General features: G+C 75.1%; 23 protein-coding genes. 16 read left to right on the forward strand and 7 right to left on the reverse strand.

What is annotated here, in order from left to right; translation table 11 throughout:
- Positions 1-3 precede the first annotated feature (3 nt).
- The 3 genes from Q3W71_RS19815 to Q3W71_RS19825 are packed head-to-tail and all read right to left on the reverse strand — an operon-like array spanning position 4 to position 2,045.
- Positions 4-588: a CGNR zinc finger domain-containing protein gene (locus Q3W71_RS19815; RefSeq protein WP_302920840.1), complete on the reverse strand. Its 585-nt coding sequence runs from the start codon at positions 586-588 to the stop codon at positions 4-6.
- A 19-nt stretch (positions 589-607) separates the two neighbouring features.
- Complete coding sequence (locus Q3W71_RS19820) at positions 608-1,774, reverse strand: glutathionylspermidine synthase family protein (protein ID WP_302920841.1); 1,167 nt, start codon at positions 1,772-1,774, stop codon at positions 608-610.
- A 1-nt stretch (position 1,775) separates the two neighbouring features.
- Positions 1,776-2,045, reverse strand: coding sequence for a hypothetical protein (locus Q3W71_RS19825; RefSeq protein WP_302920842.1), 270 nt, complete (start codon positions 2,043-2,045; stop codon positions 1,776-1,778).
- Positions 2,046-2,187: 142 nt separating this feature from the next.
- Between Q3W71_RS19825 and Q3W71_RS19830 the strand changes: the two genes are divergently transcribed.
- Positions 2,188-3,108 (forward strand): proline dehydrogenase family protein, encoded by a 921-nt coding sequence (locus Q3W71_RS19830; protein WP_302920843.1) that lies wholly within the window; start codon positions 2,188-2,190, stop codon positions 3,106-3,108.
- 1 nt (position 3,109) lies between these two features.
- Here the strand turns inward: Q3W71_RS19830 and Q3W71_RS19835 are convergent, their stop codons facing one another.
- Positions 3,110-3,508 (reverse strand): VOC family protein, encoded by a 399-nt coding sequence (locus Q3W71_RS19835; RefSeq protein WP_302921020.1) that lies wholly within the window; start codon positions 3,506-3,508, stop codon positions 3,110-3,112.
- An 83-nt stretch (positions 3,509-3,591) separates the two neighbouring features.
- Between Q3W71_RS19835 and Q3W71_RS19840 the strand changes: the two genes are divergently transcribed.
- The 11 genes from Q3W71_RS19840 (at position 3,592) to Q3W71_RS19890 (ending at position 13,615) form a co-directional block, all read left to right on the forward strand.
- Entirely contained in the window at positions 3,592-4,389 is a 798-nt protein-coding gene (locus Q3W71_RS19840) for an alpha/beta fold hydrolase (RefSeq protein WP_302920844.1), read from the forward strand.
- Between the two features lie 22 nt (positions 4,390-4,411).
- The gene (locus Q3W71_RS19845) at positions 4,412-4,957 is read left to right on the forward strand and encodes a TetR/AcrR family transcriptional regulator (protein WP_302920845.1); all 546 of its coding nucleotides are present in this window, start codon (positions 4,412-4,414) and stop codon (positions 4,955-4,957) included.
- Positions 4,957-5,292: a YrdB family protein gene (locus Q3W71_RS19850; RefSeq protein ID WP_302920847.1), complete on the forward strand. Its 336-nt coding sequence runs from the start codon at positions 4,957-4,959 to the stop codon at positions 5,290-5,292. Before Q3W71_RS19845 ends, Q3W71_RS19850 begins: the two co-directional genes overlap by 1 nt.
- A 118-nt stretch (positions 5,293-5,410) precedes the next feature.
- Positions 5,411-6,715 (forward strand): hypothetical protein, encoded by a 1,305-nt coding sequence (locus Q3W71_RS19855; RefSeq protein WP_302920848.1) that lies wholly within the window; start codon positions 5,411-5,413, stop codon positions 6,713-6,715.
- Positions 6,716-6,804: 89 nt separating this feature from the next.
- On the forward strand, positions 6,805-8,199 hold the full coding sequence (locus tag Q3W71_RS19860) for an efflux RND transporter periplasmic adaptor subunit (protein WP_302921022.1): 1,395 nt from the start codon (positions 6,805-6,807) through the stop codon (positions 8,197-8,199).
- Between the two features lie 88 nt (positions 8,200-8,287).
- Positions 8,288-9,214 (forward strand): ABC transporter ATP-binding protein, encoded by a 927-nt coding sequence (locus Q3W71_RS19865; RefSeq protein WP_302920849.1) that lies wholly within the window; start codon positions 8,288-8,290, stop codon positions 9,212-9,214.
- The gene (locus tag Q3W71_RS19870) at positions 9,211-10,395 is read left to right on the forward strand and encodes an ABC transporter permease (RefSeq protein ID WP_302920850.1); all 1,185 of its coding nucleotides are present in this window, start codon (positions 9,211-9,213) and stop codon (positions 10,393-10,395) included. Before Q3W71_RS19865 ends, Q3W71_RS19870 begins: the two co-directional genes overlap by 4 nt.
- 231 nt (positions 10,396-10,626) lie before the next feature.
- Complete coding sequence (locus Q3W71_RS19875) at positions 10,627-10,836, forward strand: helix-turn-helix domain-containing protein (RefSeq protein ID WP_007465625.1); 210 nt, start codon at positions 10,627-10,629, stop codon at positions 10,834-10,836.
- Positions 10,837-11,058: 222 nt separating this feature from the next.
- The gene (locus Q3W71_RS19880) at positions 11,059-11,160 is read left to right on the forward strand and encodes an AURKAIP1/COX24 domain-containing protein (RefSeq protein WP_007465623.1); all 102 of its coding nucleotides are present in this window, start codon (positions 11,059-11,061) and stop codon (positions 11,158-11,160) included.
- A 120-nt stretch (positions 11,161-11,280) separates the two neighbouring features.
- The gene (locus tag Q3W71_RS19885; protein ID WP_302920851.1) at positions 11,281-12,354 is read left to right on the forward strand and encodes an NAD-dependent epimerase/dehydratase family protein; all 1,074 of its coding nucleotides are present in this window, start codon (positions 11,281-11,283) and stop codon (positions 12,352-12,354) included.
- A gap of 403 nt (positions 12,355-12,757) precedes the next feature.
- Positions 12,758-13,615 carry a lysophospholipid acyltransferase family protein gene (locus Q3W71_RS19890; RefSeq protein ID WP_302921023.1) on the forward strand — a complete coding sequence of 286 codons (858 nt, stop codon included), beginning with the start codon at positions 12,758-12,760 and terminating at the stop codon, positions 13,613-13,615.
- Positions 13,616-13,637: 22 nt separating this feature from the next.
- Here the strand turns inward: Q3W71_RS19890 and Q3W71_RS19895 are convergent, their stop codons facing one another.
- From Q3W71_RS19895 to Q3W71_RS19905, 3 genes are all read right to left on the reverse strand, one after another.
- Positions 13,638-14,513 carry an HAD family phosphatase gene (locus Q3W71_RS19895; protein WP_302920852.1) on the reverse strand — a complete coding sequence of 292 codons (876 nt, stop codon included), beginning with the start codon at positions 14,511-14,513 and terminating at the stop codon, positions 13,638-13,640.
- A 146-nt stretch (positions 14,514-14,659) separates the two neighbouring features.
- Entirely contained in the window at positions 14,660-15,541 is an 882-nt protein-coding gene (locus tag Q3W71_RS19900; RefSeq protein ID WP_302920853.1) for a DUF5667 domain-containing protein, read from the reverse strand.
- Positions 15,542-15,836: 295 nt separating this feature from the next.
- Positions 15,837-16,793, reverse strand: a complete 957-nt coding sequence (locus Q3W71_RS19905; protein WP_302920854.1) for an ECF subfamily RNA polymerase sigma factor, BldN family — start codon at positions 16,791-16,793, stop codon at positions 15,837-15,839.
- Positions 16,794-17,552: 759 nt separating this feature from the next.
- Here Q3W71_RS19905 and Q3W71_RS19910 point away from each other — a divergent pair.
- From Q3W71_RS19910 to Q3W71_RS19925, 4 genes are all read left to right on the forward strand, one after another.
- Positions 17,553-19,202 (forward strand): AMP-binding protein, encoded by a 1,650-nt coding sequence (locus Q3W71_RS19910; RefSeq protein WP_302920855.1) that lies wholly within the window; start codon positions 17,553-17,555, stop codon positions 19,200-19,202.
- Entirely contained in the window at positions 19,195-19,446 is a 252-nt protein-coding gene (locus Q3W71_RS19915; protein WP_302920856.1) for a glutaredoxin family protein, read from the forward strand. The genes Q3W71_RS19910 and Q3W71_RS19915 overlap by 8 nt, the downstream gene beginning before the upstream one ends.
- A gap of 29 nt (positions 19,447-19,475) precedes the next feature.
- Complete coding sequence (locus Q3W71_RS19920) at positions 19,476-20,126, forward strand: HAD family hydrolase (RefSeq protein ID WP_302920857.1); 651 nt, start codon at positions 19,476-19,478, stop codon at positions 20,124-20,126.
- Between the two features lie 204 nt (positions 20,127-20,330).
- Complete coding sequence (locus Q3W71_RS19925; RefSeq protein ID WP_302920858.1) at positions 20,331-21,254, forward strand: type IV toxin-antitoxin system AbiEi family antitoxin domain-containing protein; 924 nt, start codon at positions 20,331-20,333, stop codon at positions 21,252-21,254.
- The last annotated feature ends 90 nt before the right edge of the window (positions 21,255-21,344 follow it).

The following is a 21,344-nucleotide window of genomic DNA, read 5'->3' on the forward strand; positions in this document are numbered from 1 at the left end:
GGCTCAGCTGACCGGGGTCAGCGACTCGGCCGGAGCCGGCTGGGCGGCCACCGTGGCCTGCTCGCCGACCGCGGCGCGCTTGCGGGCGCGGTGCGCGGCGACGTGCGAGCGGGTGGCGCAGCGCTCCGAGCAGAACCGCCGGCAGCAGTTGGACGAGGTGTCCAGGTAGACGTTGCCGCAGCGCTCGTCCGCGCAGACGCCGAACCGGGCGCTGCCGTACTCGCAGAGCCAGACCGACAGCCCCCACACCGCGCCGGCGAGGTATTCGGCGCTCACCGAGGAGCCCCGGCTGGTCACGTGCATGTGCCAGTCGCTGGAGTCGTGCCCCGAGATGCGCGGCTGCACCGGGTACGCCTCCAGCAGCGAGTTGAGTTCGGCCACCGCCTCGGCGTCGCGCCCCGAGGTGCCGTACTCGAAGACGTCGCGCAGCCGCTTCTGCGCGCGCCGGAAGATCGCCAGGTCCCGCTCCGCGACCTCGTCGCGCATCCACGCGTTGTCGTCGGGGAAGAGGGCCCGCAGGTTGTCGAGGTCGTCCAGACGGGCGTTGACGAGATCAACACCGGTCCGGGCGTACGCGTCGAAGTTCACGCCCCCAACGGTAGACGACTCACCCGCCACGCGGTGCGTCGATGTAGTGCGGCAGGAACCGCGCGTAACCGTCGGTGATCAGGCTCACGCTCTCCCGGACCCCGGCGCCGGCCGACTCGCCGTCGACGATCCAGCTGCCCAGCACCATCCGGTTGCCGGCGAACTCGGGCAGCGCCCGGAACTCCTGGTAGCACCAGCCCTCGTCGCCGTAGATCCCGGGATTGGTGAGCTCGGTGCCGGGGGTGACGATCCGCACCGAGCCGCCCTCCCGGCCGAGCAGCGGCTTGGCCACGTACTCGGACATTCCGCGCGGCCCGTCGAGGTACGCCGGCAGCAGCAGCTCGTGCCCCGGATAGAGCTCCCAGAGCACGGCGAGCAGCGCCTTGTTCGACAGCAGCAGCTTCCAGGCCGGCTCGATCCAGGTGGTCGGGGTGCCCGGGGCGAGCGCGAGCGGCCCGTACGGCTCGGCCAGCATCCACTCCCAGGGGTAGAGCTTGAAGCAGGTGGTGACCGGCCGGTCGGCGGCGTCGACGAAGCGCCGGCCGTCCCAGCCGATCTCCTGGATCGGCAGCAGCTCCACGTCCAGCCCGGCCTGGCGGGCGGTCTCGGCCAGGTAGCCGGCGGTCATGTGGTCCTCGCCGGACTCCTCCTCGTTCGACCAGACCACGTGCACCCGCCGGTCGTGCAGGCCGGCGCCGATCTTTGCCCAGGCGCCGACCAGCCGCTCGTGCAGGCTGTTCCACTGGTCCAGCTCGGGCCGGGTGTGCTCCAGCCAGTACCACTGGATGATCGCCGCCTCGACCAGCGCGGTGGGGGTGTCGGCGTTGTACTCCAGCAGCTTCGGCGGCCAGCTGCCGTCGTACCAGAGGTCGAAGCGGCCGTAGAGGGTCGGTGGGCGCTCCCGCAGCGACCGGGCCACCGCCTCGGCCGCCCAGGCCGGGATGCCGTACTCGGCGTACCGGTGCCGGGTGACCACGTGCTCGGCGGCGGCCACCGACATCCGGTGCAGCTCCTCGGTCGCCTCCTCCAGCCGGAGCACCTCGTCCAGCTCGAAGGCGTACGCCGCGGTCTCGTCCCAGTACGACATCACCCCGCCGTCGGGCAGCTCGGTGTCGACGTACACCAGGCCCTGCTCCCGGATGGTGGCGTCCCAGCCCGGCCGCGGGTTGACCGACTCCCGGCGCACCTCAGCCGCCGCAGGCGGCGAGGTGGGTGCCGAACCCGCCGCGCTCCGGCACGGCCGCGTCGACCGGCTGCGGGGCGGTCCGCTCGGCGGTGGCCGCCGGCGCCCGCAGCGCCAGTGCCACGGTGCCGCCACCGCCGGTCGGCCCGAGGGCGCAGTCGTCGTCATCGTCGTCGGAGGTCAGGTTGCAGCCGGAGAGGGCGAGGGCCAGCGCGGTCAGCGCGCCGAGCTGCACGGAGGCCGACCGGAGCCGGCGGCGGGGGCGTTCGTCCACGGCATCGTTGTAGCCGATCTCCGCCAGTCGCGCCGCCCCGGGTGGGCCGGTCCGGGTGGCCCGGGGCGGGGCGGCCGGTCGCCGGGTGGCGCACCCCGCCGCCGCCCGGCGCGCGCCCGCGCACGGGCGTTACGCTCAGCGCATGCTCCGTTCCGTCATCCTCGCCGCCTCCCGGTCATCCCAGGTCGAGCGGCTCGTCGCGACGGCCCCGTTCACCCGGGACGTCGTCCGCCGGTTCGTCGCCGGCGCCAAGACCGACGACGCGTTGCGCGCGACCCGCGGGCTCGTCGACAGCGGTCTCGCGGTCACCCTCGACAACCTCGGCGAGGACACCGTCACCCCCGAGCAGGCCAACGCCACCCGGGACGAGTACCTGAGGCTGCTGCGGATGCTCGCCGACGCGGGGCTCACCCCGGCCGCCGAGGTGAGCGTCAAGCTCTCCGCGCTCGGGCAGGCGTTCGACGAGCAGTTGGCCTACGACAACGCGCGGGCGATCTGCCTGGCGGCCGACGAGGTGGGCACCACTGTCACCCTGGACATGGAGGACCACACCACCACCGACTCGACCCTGGACATCCTGGCCAAGCTGCGCAAGGACTTCCCGGCGACCGGCGCCGTGCTCCAGGCGTACCTGCGGCGGACCGAGTCGGACTGCCGTGAGCTGGCCACCGCCGGGTCCCGGGTGCGGCTGTGCAAGGGCGCCTACAAGGAGCCGGAGTCGGTGGCCTACCAGTCCGCCCGCGAGGTGGACAAGTCCTACGTCCGGTGCCTGAACATCCTGATGTCCGGCGAGGGCTACCCGATGCTGGCCACCCACGACCCCCGGCTGATCGCGATCGGCGAGGACCGGGCCCGCTGGTTCGACCGGGGGCCGGAGCAGTTCGAGTTCCAGATGCTGTACGGCATCCGGCCGGAGGAGCAGGCCCGGCTGGTCGGCGAGGGCTACACGGTGCGCACCTACCTGCCCTACGGCGAGGACTGGTACGGCTACCTGATGCGCCGGCTCGCCGAGCGCCCCGCCAACCTGATGTTCTTCGGCCGGGCCCTGATCTCGAAGAAGTGAGTCAGCTGTTCGACCACTCCCGGGTGCTGAGCACCAGTCGGTAGCCGTCCGGATCGGCCACCGTCACCCCCCAGCGGTCCCAGTACGGGCCGGCGGAGACCCTCGTCCCGCCGGCCCGTTCCAGTTCCCCGACCAGGTCGGGGTCGACCGGCCCGTCCAGGTAGAGCACGAGCAGGTCCTCGTCGGTCGGGGTCGGTTCGGCGGCGAGCGGGCCGCCGACGAGTTCCAGGTGCCAGTGCGCGGCCGGCCAGCCGACCATCAGCAGGTCGTGCTCGCCCGGCCCGTCTGCGGTGGACCGCCAGAGCACGTCGAGGCCGAGCGCGCCGACCCAGAAGCGTTCGGCGGCGGCCAGGTCCCGGCTCGGGCGGGCGATCCGCAGGTGCGGAACCGTGTTGATGATCGACATGCCAGGAATCCTGCGACCTGAAGTCGGGTCGAGGTCAAGCCTTGACGGTCATGGCTAATGCGGTTAGCTTATTGGTTATGAGTATTAGCTACGTGGCGCGGGACGGCGGGCGGATCGCCTACGAGGTGCACGGCCGGGGGCCCCTGGTGGTGCTCTCGCACGGCATGGGCGAGAACCGGGGCTCGTTCCGGCACCTCGTCCCGCTCCTCGTGGCGGCGGGGCACCGGGTGGCGTCGGTGGACGTCCGGGGGCACGGCGAGTCCAGCGCCGGCTGGCCGTCGTACGCCCCGGCGGAGGTCGGCGCCGACCTGCTGGCGGTGGTCCGCGACCTCGGCGGCGGGCCGGCCACCCTGGTCGGCAGCTCGTCCAGCGCCGCGGCGGTGGTCTTCGCCGCCGCCGACGCCCCCGAGCTGGTCAACGGCATCGTCCAGGTCAGTCCGTTCGTCGAGCAGCCGAAGCTCAACCCGTTCCTGCGGGTCGCGCTGGCCGCGGTGCTGCGCAGCCCCCGACTGTTCGGGCTGTTCCACCGCACGCTCTTCCCGTGCGACCGGCCGGCCGACGACGCGGCGTACCGCCGGGCGATGGTCGCCAAGCTGCGCGAGCCCGGCCGGATGGCGGCGACCCGGGGCGTGGCCGCGCCGGTCGAGCCGCACTGGACGGCCCGCGCCCGGGAGGTCCGGCAGCCGGTGCTGGTGCTGATGGGCACGAAGGACCCGGACTTCCCCGACCCCGGCGCGGCGGCGCGCGCCGCCCGCCGGCTCTTCGCCACCGCCGAGGCGCGGATGATCGACGACTCCGGTCACTACCCGCACGCCGACCAGCCGGCGCGCACCGCCGCCCAGCTCACCGAGTTCCTGGCGGTCACCGGTGCCTAGGGCGGGGCTCAACCAGCAGGCCGTGGTGCGTGAGGCGGCCCGGCTCGCCGACGAGGTCGGCCCCGACCAGCTCACCCTCGCCGCGCTGGCCAACCGGCTCGGGGTCGCGCTGCCCAGCCTCTACAAGCACGTCCGGGGCGCGGACGCGCTGGCCCAGAAGCTCTCCGCGCTGGCCACCGCCGAGCTGGCGGACGAGCTGACCACGGCCGCCGTCGGCCGGGCCGGCGGGGACGCGCTGCGGGCCGCGGCCCACGCCTACCGGTCGTACGCCCGCCGGCACCCCGGCCGCTACCCGGCCACGCAGCGGGTCCCCGATCCGACCGACCCGGAGCACGTCGCCGCCGGGGAGCGCGCCGTCGGCGCCATCGTCGCCATCCTGCGCGGCTACGGGCTCGACGGTGACGCGGCCACCGACGCCACCCGGATGCTGCGCAGCACCCTGCACGGGTTCGTCTCGCTGGAGGCCGCCGGCGGGTTCGGCCTGCCCCGCGCGGTCGACCGCTCGTTCGACCACCTGGTGACCGCCCTGGACGCCGCGTTCCGGTCCTGGCCCCGCGAGGATTCCTGATGTACGCCCTGGGTCTGCTGCTGCTCTTCGTGCTGGAGCTGGCCGTGCTGGTGGTGGGCGGCTGGTGGGGCTGGACGCTGGACGCCGCCGTACCGGTCCGGCTGGCCGCCGCCGTCGGGGTGCCGCTGCTGCTCGCCGCGCTGTGGGGCGTCCTCGGCTCGCCCAAGGCCACGGTGCCGCTGCGGCCGGTCGCCAAGCACGCCTTCCAGGCGACCTGGTTCGTCGCCGGCGGCGTCCTGCTCGCGCTGCTCGACCGGCCGGTGGCGGGCGCCGCGCTGGTGGTGCTCTGGGCGGTCACGGTCACCCTGCTCCGGCGGGCCGGCCGCCCGGCCTGAGCGGGTCACCCGTCGGGCCGCCGGAACCACTGGCCGCCGGACCCGGTCGGCGGCCAGGGCAGCGTGACCTGCCGGGCCGCCCTCGCCCGAGGAATCGAAGCGTCGTACCCTTCGGCGGGTGACTGACGGGGCGCCGGACATCGACCGGCTGGACGAGCCGCCCACCCGCCGGCGCTGGCCGTTGTGGGCCGCGCTCACCGTCTTCCTGCTGTTGCTGACCTGCGGCCTGCCCGCGGCGCTGCTGGTCGGTGCGGTCCGGGACGCCGGTGCCCGGGCCGTGCTGGACCGCCTCGGCACCCCCGCCCCCGACCCGGCCACGCTCGCCGCCCGCCAGCTCGCCGAGCGGATGTCCGCGCAGCTCGACCGGCAGGCCAGCGCACTGCTCGCCGGAGACCGGGCCGGCTTCCTGGCGGTGGCCGAGCCGGCCGCGCACCCCGACCTGCGGCGGCGCTTCGCCGCGCTGCGCGCCCTGCGGGTGACGGTCTGGCAGGCCAGCCCGAACGGCCTGCCCGAGGCCGTGCCCGGCCGGCCGGGGGAGTCGCGCCTGCTGGTGGAGTTCCGCTACTGCTTCGTGACGCCGGACTGCCGCCCCAGCCCGGTGCTGATCGGCACCCGGTGGACGGAGCGCGGCGGGCAGCCACGCCTGGTCGCGATGGAGGAGTCCCGGTCGGCGGCGACCGGAACCCGGCCCTGGGAGACCAGCGAGCTGGTGGTGGCCGTCGGCGCGCGGACGCTGGTGGCGACGACCCCGGCGCTGCGCGGGCAGTTGCCCCGGCTGCTCACCCAGGCCGAGGCCGCGGCGCGGGTCGCCGACTCGTACGCGGTGGGCGGCACCCCGCCCGACCGGTACCGGGTCTTCTACGCCGGCCGCGCCGAGTGGCAGCGCTGGTACGGCGGCGGCCGGCCGAAGTGGACCGGCGGCTACGCGGTCACCGTCGGCGGCGGGCACCACGAGGTGGTGCTGAACTCCGACGGGCTCAGCCCCACCGGGCTGGACGACCTGCTCCGGCACGAGCTGACGCACGCCGCGTCGCTGCCCGAGCGCGGCTACCCGGGCACCGCCACCTGGTGGCTGGTGGAGGGGCTGGCCGAGTTCGCCGGCGTCGACGGCCAGCCGGTCGAGCGGTACGAGGGGCTGGCCGAGGTGCGCCGGCTGGCCGCCGGCGGCTGGACCGGCCGGCTCGACGACCTGAACCCGGCCGAGGACGCCCCGGCCGACCGGGTCGCCGGCAGCTACGGCATCTCCTACCTGGCGGTGCGGCATCTGGTCGACCGGTTCGGGCCCGAGCGGCTGCTGGACTTCTTCCGGGCGGTGGTGCACGAGCGCACGGCGGTCGCCGAGGCCGCCGAGGAGGTGTTCGGCGAGCCCTGGCCGGCCCTGCACGACGCCTGCGTGGCGTACGTCCGGGGGCTCTCCGGCTGACCCGCGGGACCGTCGCGGCCGACCCGGCGGCGGTGGGGCGACCGGGCGGCGGTTTCGCGTGATGGTGCTGCTGGCGAGCCGTTCGTAGGATCGACGGGGTGCGCCGCACCCACCCGCCGCGGCTGCGCCCAGCGACGCGGCCCCGCCTGCTCACCGCCCTGCTCGCCGTCACCGTCCTGACCGGAACCGCCGGGGCGTCCTGCGGCGACGAACAACCCGACGTCACCCTGGCGGCCGCGGAACGCGCCGCGGTCGCCGAGGTGGTGGACGCTCCGGCGACCGTCACCGCCCGCGCCGCGGCGACCCTCACCGCCGCCGCCGACGGCACCCTCGCCAGCCTGCGGGTGCAGCCCGGCCAGCGGGTCCGCAAGGGTCAGGTGCTGGCCGTGATCGACTCGCCCGCCGCCCGGGCCCGGCTCCGCCAGGCCCGGGAGGCGCTCGCCGCCGCCAAGCGGGCCGGGCGGGGCGTCGGCGGCGCCGAGCTGGGCGGTTCCCGGCGGGGCACCGACCGGGCCGCCGCCGAGGCGTTCGAGGCGGCCCGGGCCGCCGCCGGGAAGATCGGCGACCCGCGGGTGCGCGCCGCGCTGCTGGCGCAGGTCGCCGCCGCGCAGGAGCAGTACCGGGTCGCCGCCCGCGCGGCCGACCAGGCGATCCGGGCGGTCCAGCGGGGCGTCGCCGGCCTCGACTCGGCCGTCGGCGCGCTCTCCGCCGCCCAGCGGCTCCAGGCCCGGCAGGCGTACGACCTGGCGAAGGCGACGGTCGACGCGCTGACCCTGCGCGCCCCGATCGCGGGCGTGGTGCAGCCGGGCGGGACCGCCGCCGGTGGATCCACCGCGGGGCTTGACGACCTGCTCGGGGCGGCCGGGGGAGTGCCCGCCGGCCTGGATCCGTCCGCCTTCGCGCCGGGTGGTGGCCGGCCGCCGGCCGGCGTGGACGACGCGGTGCCGGTCGGCGGCCTGGTCACCGCCGGCACGCCCGTGCTGACCATCGTGGACGTCGGCGCGCTCGGCCTGCTCGCCGAGGTCGACGAGACCGACGTGCTGCTGGTGCGTCCCGGTCTGGTCGCCACCGCCGAACTGGACGCGGTGACCGGGGCGAGCTACCCGGCGCGGGTGCGCTCGGTCGACGTGCTGCCCACCACCTCCGCCCGGGGCGGCGTCTCCTACCGGGTACGGCTCAGCCTCGACGCCGGCAGCTACGGCGAGGGGGAACCGGCGCCGGCGCCCCGGCCCGGCATGAACGCGGTGGTGCGGCTGCGGGTCCGGGAGGCCGCCGACGCGGTGACCGTACCGGCCTCGGCGGTCTTCTCCGCCGACGGCCGGGACGCGGTCTGGCTGGTCCGGGACGGCCGGGCCGACCGCGCCCCGGTGACCCTGGGGGTGCAGGGCGAGGACCTGGTGCAGATCGTCAGCGGCGTGCAGCCCGGCGACCGGGTGGTGGTCCGCGGCACCGACCAGGTCCGCGACGGCCAGGAGCTGCGGTGACGCCCGAGCGGCCGGCGGCCGGGAGCCGCGGTGGGGCGGCGCAGCCGGTGGTCGAGGGCCGCCTCGGGGTCGTGGAGGGGGTGGCGCCGTGAGTGCGGCGCCGGCCATCGAGGCGACCGACGTCTCCCGGACGTACCAGCTCGACGGGGTGTCGGTGCCGGCGCTGCGCGGCGTCTCGCTGACCGTCGCGCCCGGCGACTACGTGGCCCTGGTCGGGCCGTCCGGCTCCGGCAAGTCGACCCTCATGCACCTGCTCGGCGGGCTGGACCGGCCGACCGGCGGCCGGCTGGCGATCGGCGGCCGGGAGGTGTCCAGCCTCTCCGCCGCGGAGCTGGCGGCGCTGCGCAACCGGACCATCGGCTTCGTCTTCCAGGCGTTCCACCTGCTGCCCCGGACGTCGGCGGTGGAGAACGTGGCGTTGCCCCTGGTCTACCGGGGCGTCGGGGCCCGGCAGCGGCGGGAGCGGGCGGCCGCCATGCTCGACCGGGTGGGGCTCGGTCACCGGCTCAACCACCGTCCCAACCAGCTCTCCGGCGGCGAGCAGCAACGGGTCGCCATCGCCCGGGCGCTGGTCACCGACCCGGCCGTGCTGCTCGCCGACGAACCCACCGGCAACCTCGACAGCGCGACCGGCGCGGCCGTGCTGGAGCTGCTGGAACGGCTCAACGCCGCCTCGGGCGTCGCGCTGGTGCTGGTCACCCACGACCACGAGGTGGCCGCCCGGGCCCGGCGGCGGATCGCGATGCGCGACGGCGTGGTCGCCGCGGACAGCGCCGCGCCGGCGGGGGAGCGCCACGCGGACGCCCCGGCCGCGGCCGAACGGCCGGTCGAGCTTCATGATCGACCGGCGTCGGGCGGCGCGGACCGACCTGACACACTGGTGCCCGCTCCCAGCGCGGAGCCCCGGTCCGCGTCCGGAAGCGGCCCGGGGCACCCGCCCGGTGGCTCCGGTGGCGCCACCGGAGCCACCGGGCGCCTTCCGCGCCCGGCCGACGACCGTGGCGCAGCCTCGTGAGGGTCGCGGAGGCCTGGCGGGTGGCGCTGGGCGCGCTGCGGGCCAACCGGCTGCGCAGCGCGCTGACCATGCTCGGCGTGATCATCGGGGTCGCCTCGGTGGTGATCCTGGTGGCCATCGGCACCGGCACCAAGCAGCAGGTCGAGCAGCAGGTCGAGGGGCTCGGCTCCAACCTGCTGCTGGTGGTCCCCGGCCGGCTGGACGTGGGCGCCGCCCCGGCCGTCTCCCCGCTCACCCTGGCCGACGTGGACGCCGTGGTCCGGGTGGTCGGCGACCGCGACCGGGTGGCGGTGACCGTCGCCTCCGGCGCCACCGTACGGGCCGGCGGGCGGGCGGACTTCAGCACGGTGCAGGGGGTGCTGGAGACCACCCCGGCGGTGTTCACCCGCGAGCTGGCCCGGGGGCGCTACCTGAGCGGCTCCGACGTGGACACCAGCCGGCGGGTGGCGGTGCTCGGCGCCTCGGTGGCGCGCGCCCTCTTCCCCGACCGCGACCCGGTCGGGCGGCAGATCACCGTGGCCGGGGTGCGGTTCCGGGTGATCGGCGTCTTCGCCCCGCTCGGCCAGAGCCTCGGCGTGGACCGGGACGACGAGGTGCACGTCCCGGTGACCGCCGCGCAGCGGCTCTACGGCACCCAGCGGGTGGACGGGATAGCGGTGAAGGCGCCGGACCGGGAGCGGATCGACGAGCTGGGTGACCGGATCGTGGCGGAGCTGGCCCGCCGGCATCCGGGCACCGAGTTCAGCGCGGTGACCCAGGAGCAGATCCTCGGCGTGCTCGGCGACATCCTGGGCGTCCTCACCGGCGTGCTGGCCGCGATCGCCGGCATCTCGCTGCTGGTGGGCGGGGTCGGTGTCTCCAACATCATGCTGGTCAGCGTCCGGGAACGGACCCGGGAGATCGGTCTGCGCAAGGCGGTCGGCGCCCGGCCCCGGGACATCGGCGTGCAGTTCCTGCTGGAGGCGGTGCTGCTGACGTCGGTCGGTGGGCTCACCGGCATGGCCCTCGGGGTGGGCACCGCCCTGCTGGTGGACGCGCTGTCGCCGATCCCGGCGGCGATCACCTGGTGGTCGCTGGCGCTCGCGTTCGGCGTGTCGGCGGCGGTCGGCATCGTCTTCGGCGTGGTGCCCGCGCAGCGGGCCGGCCGCCTCGACCCGGTGGTGGCGCTCCGCGCCGAGTGAGCGCGGACCCGGCCGGCGGTGGCCGCCGGCAACCGGGACATCGGGCGTGGCGGGGCGGATATCGGCAGGTCGGAACGGGTGAATCGGGCGCCGAATTATGATCAGTTGTACGAAGGGATCGCGCCGGTCACAGCCGCCCCGCTACCGTACTGGTAACACGCGCGTTCGCCGGTGCCGGGCGGGAGATCCCGTCCGGTGGCACGCGCCGGGCATGGGATGGGTCGGTGAGCCATGGCCGGGTCGCAGTCCGACGGTCGGCTGTCGGAGGTCAAGTTCCTGACCGTCGCCGAGGTGGCGACGGTGATGCGGGTGTCGAAGATGACGGTCTACCGCCTGGTGCACAGCGGTGAGCTGACAGCGGTGCGGGTGGGCCGCTCGTTCCGGGTGCCCGAACACGCGGTGCACGAATATCTCCGGGGCGCCTTTCAGGAAACCGCCTGAGCCACCCGCCGGCCCCCCGACGGGAGCGCGTTGACGCCCGTCGACCGGGGTCGCGTTGGTCCTGCTGAAGCTCTCCCGCTACCCTGGACCCGACCGTGACCGCACACCGGTGCGCCCCGCCGCCCCCAGGCTGGTCCGGTCCGTTGTCCGCAAGCGGTCGCCGACGCCACCGGAGGGTGGTGTCATCCGGTCGCCCCGCACGTTGCATCGAAAGGCTGTCGTATGGGCTCGGTGGTCAAGAAGCGCCGCAAGCGCATGGCTAAGAAGAAGCACCGCAAGCTGCTGCGCAAGACCCGCGTCCAGCGTCGCCGCCTCGGCAAGTGAGCGGAGCCGGGCCACGGCCCGGCGTCCGTCGTCACTCGCCGACTGCAGACCCTCGGAGGCTCAGGTGATCAGGCCGTGGTTGTCCCGGCTCGATCCCGCCTGCCGGGGCAGGTGCGAGACATGACCCCCGGTGGCACCCCAGGTGCTCCGGGCGTCGTCGTCGTGACCGGGGTCGGCCGCTACCTCGGCGCGCACGTCGCCGCCCGGCTCGCCGCCGACCCGCGGATCGAGCGGGTCATCGGCGTCGACCCGCCGGAGCCCGGCGCCGAGTTCACCGACCTGCTCGACCGGGTCGAGCGGATCCGCGTCGACGCCGGCTCGCTCGGCGGGCTGCTGGCCGATCTCGAGGTCGACGCGGTGGTGCACCTCGCCCTGGTCAGCGCCCCGGATCAGCAGCACGGCGGCCGGTCGGCGATGAAGGAGCAGAACGTCATCGGCACCATGCAGCTGCTCGCCGCCTGCCAGCGCGCGCCCCGGCTGCGCAAGCTCGTGGTCCGCTCCTCGACCGCCGCGTACGGGGCCTCGTTCCGGGACCCGGCGGTGTTCACCGAGGAGACCGAGCCGCGCGAGGTGCCGCGCGGCGGGTTCGCCCGCGACATCCTCGACATCGAGGCGTACGTGCGCGGGTTCCGGCGGCGCCGGCCCGACGTCACCGCCACCGTGCTGCGCTTCGCGCCGTTCATCGGCTCGACCGCCGACACCACGCTCACCCGGTACTTCTCCCAGCCGGTGGTGCCCACCGTCTTCGGCCGCGACCCCCGGTTGCAGTTCCTGCACTTCGACGACGCGCTGGAGGTGCTGCACCGGTCGATCGTGGAGGACCACCCGGGCACCTACAACGTCGCCGGGCCCGGGGTGCTCTCGCTCTCCCAGGCGATCCGGCGGGCCGGCCGGGTCGCCGTGCCGGTGCTGGAGCCGGGCCTGTCCGGGGCCGCCGCGCTCGCCCGCAACCTCGGCTTCGGCCGCTACGGCCTCGACCAGGTCGACCTCTTCGTGCACGGCCGGGTGGTCGACACCAGCCGGCTGGAGCGCGAGTACGGCTTCACGCCGCGCTCCACGGCGGCCGCGTTCGACGACTTCATCCGCGCGCACCACGGCGGCGTCGTGGTGTCCCGGGACCAGCTGGCCGCGGCCGAGCGGCTGGTGCTGGACGGGATCCGGCAGGTGCGCGCCGCCGTCCGGGAGCGCTCGTGAGCGAACGGATCAGCAGGCTCGGCGCGAAGGTGCCGCATGACGGCACGGAGCGGAGCGGAGTGCCGGCATGAGCGGACCGGAGGAGCGGCGTGACCGCCGGTACGACGTACCGCTGACCGTGGCCGACCCGGGTGCGGCGCGGGCCAACGGGCACCGGCCCGCGCCCGACGAGCCGGACACCGCGGCCACCGACGAGCCGGTGCTGCCCGCGACCGCCGCCACCGCCGATCGGCCCGGCCCCGACGAGCCGGCCGCCGACAAGTCGCGCGCCGCCGACGCCGACCGGTCCGGCCGGGACGAGCCGGCCGCCGACGAGTCGGCCGGGCCGACGGCGGGCGGCCGGACCGGCGGCGGCCAGGGCGGCGGCGACGGCCGGGACGGCGGAGCCGGGCAGGGGCCGGCGGTGCCGGACCGGCCGGGCGACCACTGGGACCGCAAGGTGGCCAAGGGCCTTGCCTTCCTGCGCCGCCGGCTGGCCGGCGACTACGAGGTGGACGAGTTCGGCTTCGACCCGGAGCTGACCAGCGCGGTCTTCCACCCGCTGCTGCGGGTGCTCTACCGGGACTGGTTCCGCACCGAGGTCACCGGCATCGAGAACGTGCCCACCGACGGCGCCGGGCTGGTGGTGGGCAACCACTCGGGCACGGTGGCGCTGGACGCGCTGATCCTCTCGGCGGCCCTGCACGACCAGCACCCGGCGCACCGCTACCTGCGGCTGCTCGGCGCCGACCTGGTCTTCCGGATGCCGGTCGTCTCCGAGCTGGCCCGCAAGTCCGGCGGCACGGTGGCCTGCAACCCGGACGCGGAGCGGCTGCTCGGCAACGGCGAGCTGGTCGGCGTCTTCCCGGAGGGCTTCAAGGGCATCGGCAAGCTCTACTCCGAGCGCTACAAGCTCCAGCGCTTCGGCCGCGGCGGGTTCGTCTCGGCGGCGTTGCGCACCGGTACCCCGATCGTGCCGGTGGCCATCGTCGGCGGCGAGGAGATCTATCCGATGCTCGCCGACATCAAGCCGCTCGCCCGGCTGCTCAAGCTGCCGTACTTCCCGGTCACCCCGACCTTCCCGTGGCTCGGGCCGCTGGGCATGGTGCCGCTGCCGAGCAAGTGGCTGATCGAGTTCTGCCCGCCGATCCCGACCGCCCACCTGACCGACTCGGCGGACGACCCGCTGGTGGTGTTCAACCTCGCCGACCAGGTGCGGGAGACCATCCAGCAGACCCTGCACAAGCTGCTGGAGCGCCGGCCGGACCCGTTCGGCCCCTGACCGGGGGCCGGCTGCGGGCCGGTCAGGTGCCGCGGCGGCGGCGGTGCAGCGCCAGGCCCGCGGTCACCGCCCCGGCGACCAGGCCAGCGGCGGCGGTGGACGGCACGGCGATCTTGACCGCCCGGCGTCCGGTGCGGAAGTCCCGGACCTCCCAGCCGAGCTGCCGGGCCTGCCGCAGCAGGGTGCCGTCCGGGTTGACCGCCACCGCCCGGCCGACCGCCGACAGCATCGGCAGGTCGTTCGCCGAGTCGCTGTAGGCGGAGCACCGGCTCAGCTCCAGCCCCTCGACCGCGGCCAGCTGGCTGATCGCCTCGGCCTTCGCCGGGCCGTGCATCAGGTCGCCGACCAGCCGCCCGGTGTACGCGCCGTCCGCGATCTCGGCCACCGTGCCGATCGCGCCGGTCAGCCCGAGGCGGGCGGCGATCACCCGGCCGATCTCCACCGGCGCGGCGCTGACCAGCCAGACCCGCTCGCCGGCGTCGAGGTGGCGCTGGGCCAGCCGCCGGGTGCCGCTCCAGATCCGCGGCGCCATCAGCTCGTCGAAGATCTCCTCGGTGAGCCGTTCCACGTCCTCGACCCGCCAGCCCTCGATGAAGGCGAGGGCCGCCTCCTTGGCCTGCGACATGTCGCCGGCGTGCTCGGTGGCGAGCAGCCGGAACCGGAGCTGCTGCCAGGCGAACCGGACCAGGTCGGAGGTGGTGAAGTACTTGCGCGCGGCGAGCCCGCGGGCAAACCAGTAGATCGAGGCGCCCTGCATCATCGTGTTGTCCACGTCGAAGAAGGCCGCCGCGCTCGGGTCCGGCTCCGGGGGAGTCGGCGCCGCCGGGTCCGTTTCCGCCCAGCCGGCGGTGTGACCGTGGGCGTCGGTGCTGACGGTCACCTTGCGGCTGCGGGCCACGCGACCTCCCTCCGCTCGACCGGCGCGACGTGTGCCTCCTGGCGAGGGTAGCCGGGAGCGGGCGTCGGATGGCCGGCCGGCGGGTGAACTGTGTCGTGTCCGGCTCCCCGACGTGGGGATGCCGGCGACTCGCGCGGCGTGGGGCGTCAGCGGCCGGGCGGGCAGGCGGCCGGGGCCGGGCCGAGGGCGTCGCTGCCGGCGGGGGCCGGCAGGCCGCAGGCGATCGCGGCGCGCAGCGCGTCCGAGCGCTCGCGGATCGCGTCCAGCAGCGCCAGCGAGCGCCGGGCGCGGTCCCGCTCGGCCCGGGTCGCGTCGTCGAGCAGCGCGTTCACCGACCGCCGCTGCCCGGTCAGGAAGGAGTTCACCGCGTCCAGCGCCGCCGGGTCGGAGCGCTGCACCGCCGCGCTGTTCAGCAGGCGTACGCCCTGCCGGGTGTCGGCGTCCATGTCGTCGAGCACGGCGCTGAAGCCGGTCTGGTCGCCGCGCAGCGCGGCCGCCTCGCCCAGCCGGGTCCGGGCGAAGTCCAGGAAGAGCTGCCCCCGGCTGATGTCCGAGCTGGTCAGGGCGAGCTGGGCGCGCTCGGTCGAGCGCTTCATCCCGTAGAGCGCGTCGCCCGGCACGGCGTTCTCGCTGGCCGCCGAGATGCCCGAGACGGCGATCGCCCCGGCCGCGATCCCGACCAGGATGGCTCCCCGGGCTCGGGCCCGGCGGGCGGTGACGGCGGGCAGCAGCGAACCGCGGCCGGTGGTGGCGGTGCCGGCGCGCTGGGCGGCCGGTTCCGCGGCGGCCGGGGCGCCGATGCCCTCCCGCTCGGCGGTGGCCAGCAGCATCGCCCGCAGCCCGGTACGGAAGTCCGCGTCGACCTCGACGGCCGGCACCTCCGTGCGCAGCCGCTGCCCGACCGCGACGAGCGCGGCGAGCTGGTCGTCGGCCCGGGACCGGGCGTGGCGGCGTCGCCCACCGTTGGCCTCGTCGAGAAGTTGCGCGAAGCGCTCGGCGCGCCGACGGGAGAAGAGGTTGCTGTCCACCGCAGGCACCTCCTCTCGCTGGTCACGGCCGGTCGGCCGCTGTCGTCGCCGACGACCGGGGACGGCGGGCACCACGAACCCACGTTCGTGGCCGGCCATGCCGCCGGGCCTCCCGCTGGGGGCCCGGGGGGATGCCGGAGCTACCAACCGGTCGCACCCGGAGAAACGGTCAGCAGCGGGCACGGGTTACGGGGCCGGCGGGTGCGAAATCACAGAAAGTGACCGAAGTCACCCAGCAAGAAGGGCGCTGAGCTGCGAAAACATTGATCGACAGGCGCGAGTCCCATTCATGGGACTACGGTTGGAAACCGTCCGGGAGCAGCCGCGCCAGGGCTCGGACGGCCCGGTACTGGAGCGCCTTGATCGCGCCCTCGTTCTTGCCCATCGCCCGGGCCGTCTCGGCCACCGAGAAGCCCTGCAGGAACCGGAGCACTATGCACTCCTGCTGCTCCGGATTCAGCTGCTTTACCGCGCTGAGCAGGGCCACGTTGGTGATGTGCTCGACCACCGCGGCCTCCGGGCTGCCCTCCGGGCCCCGGTCCTCGCGGTCGGCGTCCAGCACGTCGCCGGTGGTCACCTCCAGCCGGTAGCGGCCGGACTTGAAGTGGTCGGCGACCAGGTTGCGGGCGATGGTGACCAGCCAGGCGCCGAGGTCCCGGCCCTGCCAGGTGAAGCTGCCGATCCGCTTCAGGGCGCGCAGGAAGGTGTCCGAGGTGAGATCCTCGGCGAGCTGGCGGTTGCCGACCCGGAAGTAGACGAACCGGAAGACGGTGTCCACGTACCGGTCGTAGATCAGCCCGAACGCCTCGGACTCGCCCGCCTGGGCGCGCTCGACGAGTGCCCAGACCTCGGTGGCCGGGTCCGACGGGTCGGGCCGGCTCGGGTAGCCCGTGGAGGTGTTGACCGGGGTGGCCGCCGGCACCGCGGGGAGCACCGCCGTCTCGGTCGTGGACGGGTCGGCCACCGCCGGCGGCTCCCCGGTGCGCCGGCTCTGCGCCGGCATGGACGGCCGGGCGGGCACCGCGACGCGGCCGCCGGCCGGCTTCGCGTTCGTGCCGGGAGCGGCCGGCCGGGGCGGCGGGTCGTTGTGGTGGGGCCGGTTGCGCAGCCGTTTCGACGTGCCCTCCGCCCGTACGGAGAGGCTGCCGCTGTCCTCCACCGGGCCCCGGGCGGCGAGTCGTTCGTTCACGGTGGCGCGGGCCGCCGGACCGGTCAGACCGAGGGGGCGTTCCGCGTAGCCGAAGGTTGTCACCGCGCTCCCTCCGTCCCGCCGGCGGTCGACCGCGCCGGCCGGTGCGTCGTCGGCGACACCGGATCGGGTCTGTGGTCGGGCAGGGCGGGTCGGGGGTGTGCCGACGGGCGGCAGATCCCCTTGAGGTGCTGGTCCAATGCGCTCACAGGCACGGGGGCCTCCTCGGGCTGAGGGGTGTCGACTCACGGCAAATGGGGTGAGCCGACCCGAGTGATGATAGGGCCAACGTCACCCGCGCGTGGCAAGTCCGTTACACAGGGCGGAAGTATTTCCCGCCGTGTCGCACGAATGGCGGACCGGTTGTCCGTCGTGTGCGGTTGACTTTCCCAACGGCCCGTGGTCCGCAGTGGAGGCCCTGGTCAGCGCATTCCTCTGGGATCGTCGACAGTCCCGGGCGGACGGTCGGGCGGTGCGTCCGAGGGGGTGTGCGGCGGGTCCCGGTGCGTCCTGTGCACGGGACCGGAGGTGTCTCGGATGTCGTCTCGGCGTGTCCTGTGGACGGGACCCATCCGCCGTCCGGCCGAGCCCGTCCCGCCGGCCCGGCCGGCGCCGCCCCGCCAACCGGGCCAGCCGACCCGGTCCCGACCGTCGGCGCTCCCGCCGACCGGCCCACCCGACCCGGTCCCGGCCGCCGGCGCTCCCGCCGACCGGCGTCCGGTCCGGGGCCGGCGGGTGGCCGGCTCGGTCCGTTTTCCGGGGCGCGTGCCGGCCGGTGTCCGGCATGGCCGGGCGGCCCGCGCTGTGCCAGACTCAGCCACCGTGCAGGACGCAGCCGACAGCTCCGCGCCGAACCTCGCCGACCGGCTCCGCCGGGCGGCCGTCGCCCACGGCGACCGACCCGCGCTGCACTGGCGCGAACAGACCCTGAGCTGGTCCGAACTGGACGCGGCGGTGACCGAGGTGGCCGCCGGGCTGGCCGCGGCGGTGCCGGCCGCCGACCCGGCCGGGCGGCCCGCCCGGGTCGCGGTCGCCCTGCCCAACTCGCCCGACTTCGTGCTCGGCCTGCTCGGCGCGCTCCGCGCCGGGCTGGTGGCGGTGCCGGTCAACCCCGCGCTCACCGGCCCCGAGCTGCGGCACGTGCTCGCCGACTCCGGCGCGTCCGTGCTGATCGGCACCGAGCCGGTCCGCGAGCTGGTCGCCGAGGTCGCCGGGGAACTGCCCGCGCTCACCGCCGTGCACGCCACGCCGCCCCGCGCGGCGCCGGCCGGCGACCCGTCGCCGGCCCGGGGCGGCGACGACCTCGCGGTGCTGCTCTACACCTCGGGCACCGAGGGCCGGCCGAAGGGCGCGATGCTCTCCCACCGGGCGCTGCTGGCCAACCACGAGCAGGTGGAGCGGATCGAGCCGCCGGTGGTCGGGCCGGACGACAGGGTGCTGCTGGCGCTGCCGCTGTTCCACGCGTACGGGCTGAACTCCGGGCTGGGCGCTGTCGTCCACCATGGCGCGACCGGGGTGCTGGTCGACGACCTGGGTGCCGACGGCGGGCTCGCCGAGATCGCCCGGCACCGGGTCACCGTGCTGGTCGGCGTACCGTCGATGTTCCTGACCTGGTCCACGGCGGACGCCGGCGCGGCCGCTGCCGCGACGGCCTCGGTACGCGTCGCGGTCTGCGGCGCGGCGCCGCTGGAGCCCGCCGTGGCGGCCCGCTTCGCCGAGGTCGCCGGCCGCCCGGTGCACGTCGGCTACGGCCTCACCGAGACCGCCCCGGTGCTCACCACCACCCTGGTCGGTCAGGTGGCGAAGGCCGGTTCGATCGGCCGGCCGCTGCCCGGCGTGCAGCTGCGCCTGGTCGGCCCGGACGGGGCGGACCTGTGGCACGACGGCGTGGCCGAGCCGGACGAGGACGACGACGAGCTGGAGCTGGCCGACCCCGCGCCGGGCACCGACCCGGGGCAGATCGTGGTGCGCGGGGCCAACCTCTTCTCCGGCTACTGGCCGGACGGCCGGGGCGGGCCGGACGCCGACGGCTGGTGGGCCACCGGCGACGTCGCCTACGCGGACGCCGACGGCGACCTCTTCCTGGTCGACCGGATCGGCGAGCTGATCCTGGTCAACGGGTTCAACGTCTACCCGCACGAGGTCGAGCTGGTGCTCTCCGCGCACCCGGGCGTGGCCGAGTCGGCGGTACTGGGTGTGCCGCACCCGCGTACCGGCGAGACTGTCCGGGCGTACGTGGTGCCGGCGCCGGGGCGTCCGGTGACCAGCGAGGACCTGCTCGCCCACTGCGCCCGCAACCTGGCCCGGTTCAAGTGCCCGACCGCCGTCGAGTTCGTCGACGCGCTGCCCCACTCGGCGATCGGGAAGGTGCGCAAGACCCTGCTCCGGTCGGACCCGTCCCCGGCGGATCCGGCCGGCGACCGCCCGCCGGCCGACGCCGGCGCCAGCAGCACGGAGGACACCGATGCGTGAACCCCGACTCACCCTCATCACCCGGCCCGGCTGCCACCTCTGTGACGACGCCAAGGAGGCGCTGGACCGGGTGGTGGCGGTCACCGGCGACCGGTGGGTGGAGCAGGACGTCAGCGGCGACATCGAGCTGGAGCGCGAGTACGGCGACCGGCTGCCCGTGGTGCTGCTCGACGGCAAGGAGCACGGCTACTGGCGGGTGGAGGAGGAGCGGCTGCTGCGGGACCTCACCACACCCCAGCTGTAGCGCTGGTGGGCGGTGGATAGGGTGCGGCGATGACCCCTGCACGCACCCACCTGGTGTGGGACTGGAACGGCACCCTGCTCAACGACCTCAGCCTGGTGGTCGCCGCCACCAACGCCGCCTTCGCCAGCGTCGGCGGGCCGAGCGTGACCGCCGAGGAGCACCGGGTCCGGTTCCGCCGGCCGATCGCCGACTACTACGCCGAGGTGCTCGGCCGGGCCGTCGACCAGGAGGCGTTCGGCCGGCTCGACCGGCTCTTCCACGACGCGTACCGGGCGGGGCTGACCACCTGCGAACTGGCGCACGACGCGGCGTCGGCGATGGCGAGCTGGTCGGGGAGCCAGTCGCTGCTGTCCATGTGGTTCCACGACGAGCTGGTGCCGACCGTGCAGACGTACGGGCTGACCGGGCACTTCGTCCGGGTGGACGGGCTGCGGGCGGAGGTCGGCGGCGACCGCAAGGCCGAGTCGCTGGAGCGGCACCTGGCCGAGCTGGGCCTGGACGGCGGGGCGGTGGTGCTGATCGGGGACTCCATCGACGACGCCGACGCCGCCACCTCGGTCGGCGCCCGCGCGGTGCTCTACACCGGCGGCTTCACCGACCCCGCCCGCCTGCACGCCTCCGGCCACCCCGTGGCCGACACCCTAACCGAAGCCGTAAAACTAGCCCAAACCCTCCCCTGACCAACTCCCCCCAACCCCTCCCCTCCCCCCGGTCGACCCCGTTGATCATGAGGTTAGCGGCGAAGTTGATCGCCGTTCCCACCGCTAACCTCATGATCAACATGGAGAGTGTGGGGCGGTTGTCCACAGGGGGGTGGGGGATTATCCACAGGGGTCGTGGGGGTGGGGTGGGGTGGTCCATGGTCGGGGGTCATGGATCGGGGGATGGCGCTGCTGCGGATCGCCGGCGGGCAGGACGGGCTGGTGACCCGGGCGCAGGCGACAAGGATCGGGTTCACTCGGCACGAGATCGACAATCTCGTCACGTTCGGCCGCTGGCGTCGGCTTGCCAGGGCCGTCTACCTGGCGAGCCGCGCGACGGCTGAGGAGCCCTCTCGACGATGTCTGATTCGGGCGGCGCTGCTGTCCCTGGGCCCGAAGGCCCATGCGGTGCTGGGGACGGCAGCCGAACTACACGGCATCGCCGGCCTTCCCCGCAGTGATGAGATCCATGTGGCGCTGCCGGGCGTCGCGGCGAAGCTGGCACGGGCCCAGGAACCCGGCCTCGTGGTGCACCAGCTGGAGCATCCAGCGGCCTCCATCGTCAGCCTCGGTGGTCTGGCGGCCACGGACCCTCTCACGACGGTCACGGAAGTGATCCTCCGCGTCGGCCGGTACCCGGCGGTCTGCGTACTGGACTCCGCGCTGAACCGAGGGCTCATCGACGGCGACGACCTGCTGGCGATACCCCGGTTGATCCGGGGCCGGCGGGGCGCGGTGGCGGCGCGTGGCTACCTGGCGGAGGCCGACGGCCGGGCGCAGTCTCCGCTGGAGACCCGCACCCGGCTGCGCTGCGTCGACGGCAAGGTGCCGCCGGACGCCCTCCAGTTGGAGGTGCGCGACGACGACGGCTACCTGCTCGGCATTGGTGACCTGGGCTGGCGCGGACCGAAGGTGATCGCCGAGGCCGACGGCCGGGGCCCGCACGGCACCCCCGAGGCGGCCTACGCCGACCGCCGCCGCCAGAACCGCCTGGTCAACGCCGGCTGGACCATCCTCCGCTTCACCTGGCCCGACACCCTAGACCCCCACTACATCCCCCAGACCATCCGCCAAGCCGTCGCCGCCGCCCAACGCCGTCGATCATGAGGTTAGTGGCGAAGTCGATCACCGTCGCCGCCGTTAACCTCATGATCAACACGGGCTGGGCGGGGTGGGCGGGGGCCGTGGGTAGGATGC

Origin of the sequence: Micromonospora sp. C28SCA-DRY-2, from assembly GCF_030519475.1 — a bacterium.
Classification (GTDB): Bacteria; Actinomycetota; Actinomycetes; order Mycobacteriales; family Micromonosporaceae; genus Micromonospora.

Bases quoted from the DNA above. Each gene is read 5' to 3' on its own strand.
- Q3W71_RS19830 (WP_302920843.1), top strand. From the start codon at position 2,188: ATGCTCCGTTCCGTCATCCTCGCCGCCTCCCGGTCATCCCAGGTCGAG.
- Q3W71_RS19840 (WP_302920844.1), top strand. From the start codon at position 3,592: ATGAGTATTAGCTACGTGGCGCGGGACGGCGGGCGGATCGCCTACGAG.
- Q3W71_RS19850 (WP_302920847.1), top strand. From the start codon at position 4,957: ATGTACGCCCTGGGTCTGCTGCTGCTCTTCGTGCTGGAGCTGGCCGTG.
- Q3W71_RS19875 (WP_007465625.1), top strand. From the start codon at position 10,627: ATGGCCGGGTCGCAGTCCGACGGTCGGCTGTCGGAGGTCAAGTTCCTG.
- Q3W71_RS19880 (WP_007465623.1), top strand. From the start codon at position 11,059: ATGGGCTCGGTGGTCAAGAAGCGCCGCAAGCGCATGGCTAAGAAGAAG.
- Q3W71_RS19885 (WP_302920851.1), top strand. From the start codon at position 11,281: ATGACCCCCGGTGGCACCCCAGGTGCTCCGGGCGTCGTCGTCGTGACC.
- Q3W71_RS19915 (WP_302920856.1), top strand. From the start codon at position 19,195: ATGCGTGAACCCCGACTCACCCTCATCACCCGGCCCGGCTGCCACCTC.
- Q3W71_RS19920 (WP_302920857.1), top strand. From the start codon at position 19,476: ATGACCCCTGCACGCACCCACCTGGTGTGGGACTGGAACGGCACCCTG.
- Q3W71_RS19925 (WP_302920858.1), top strand. From the start codon at position 20,331: ATGGCGCTGCTGCGGATCGCCGGCGGGCAGGACGGGCTGGTGACCCGG.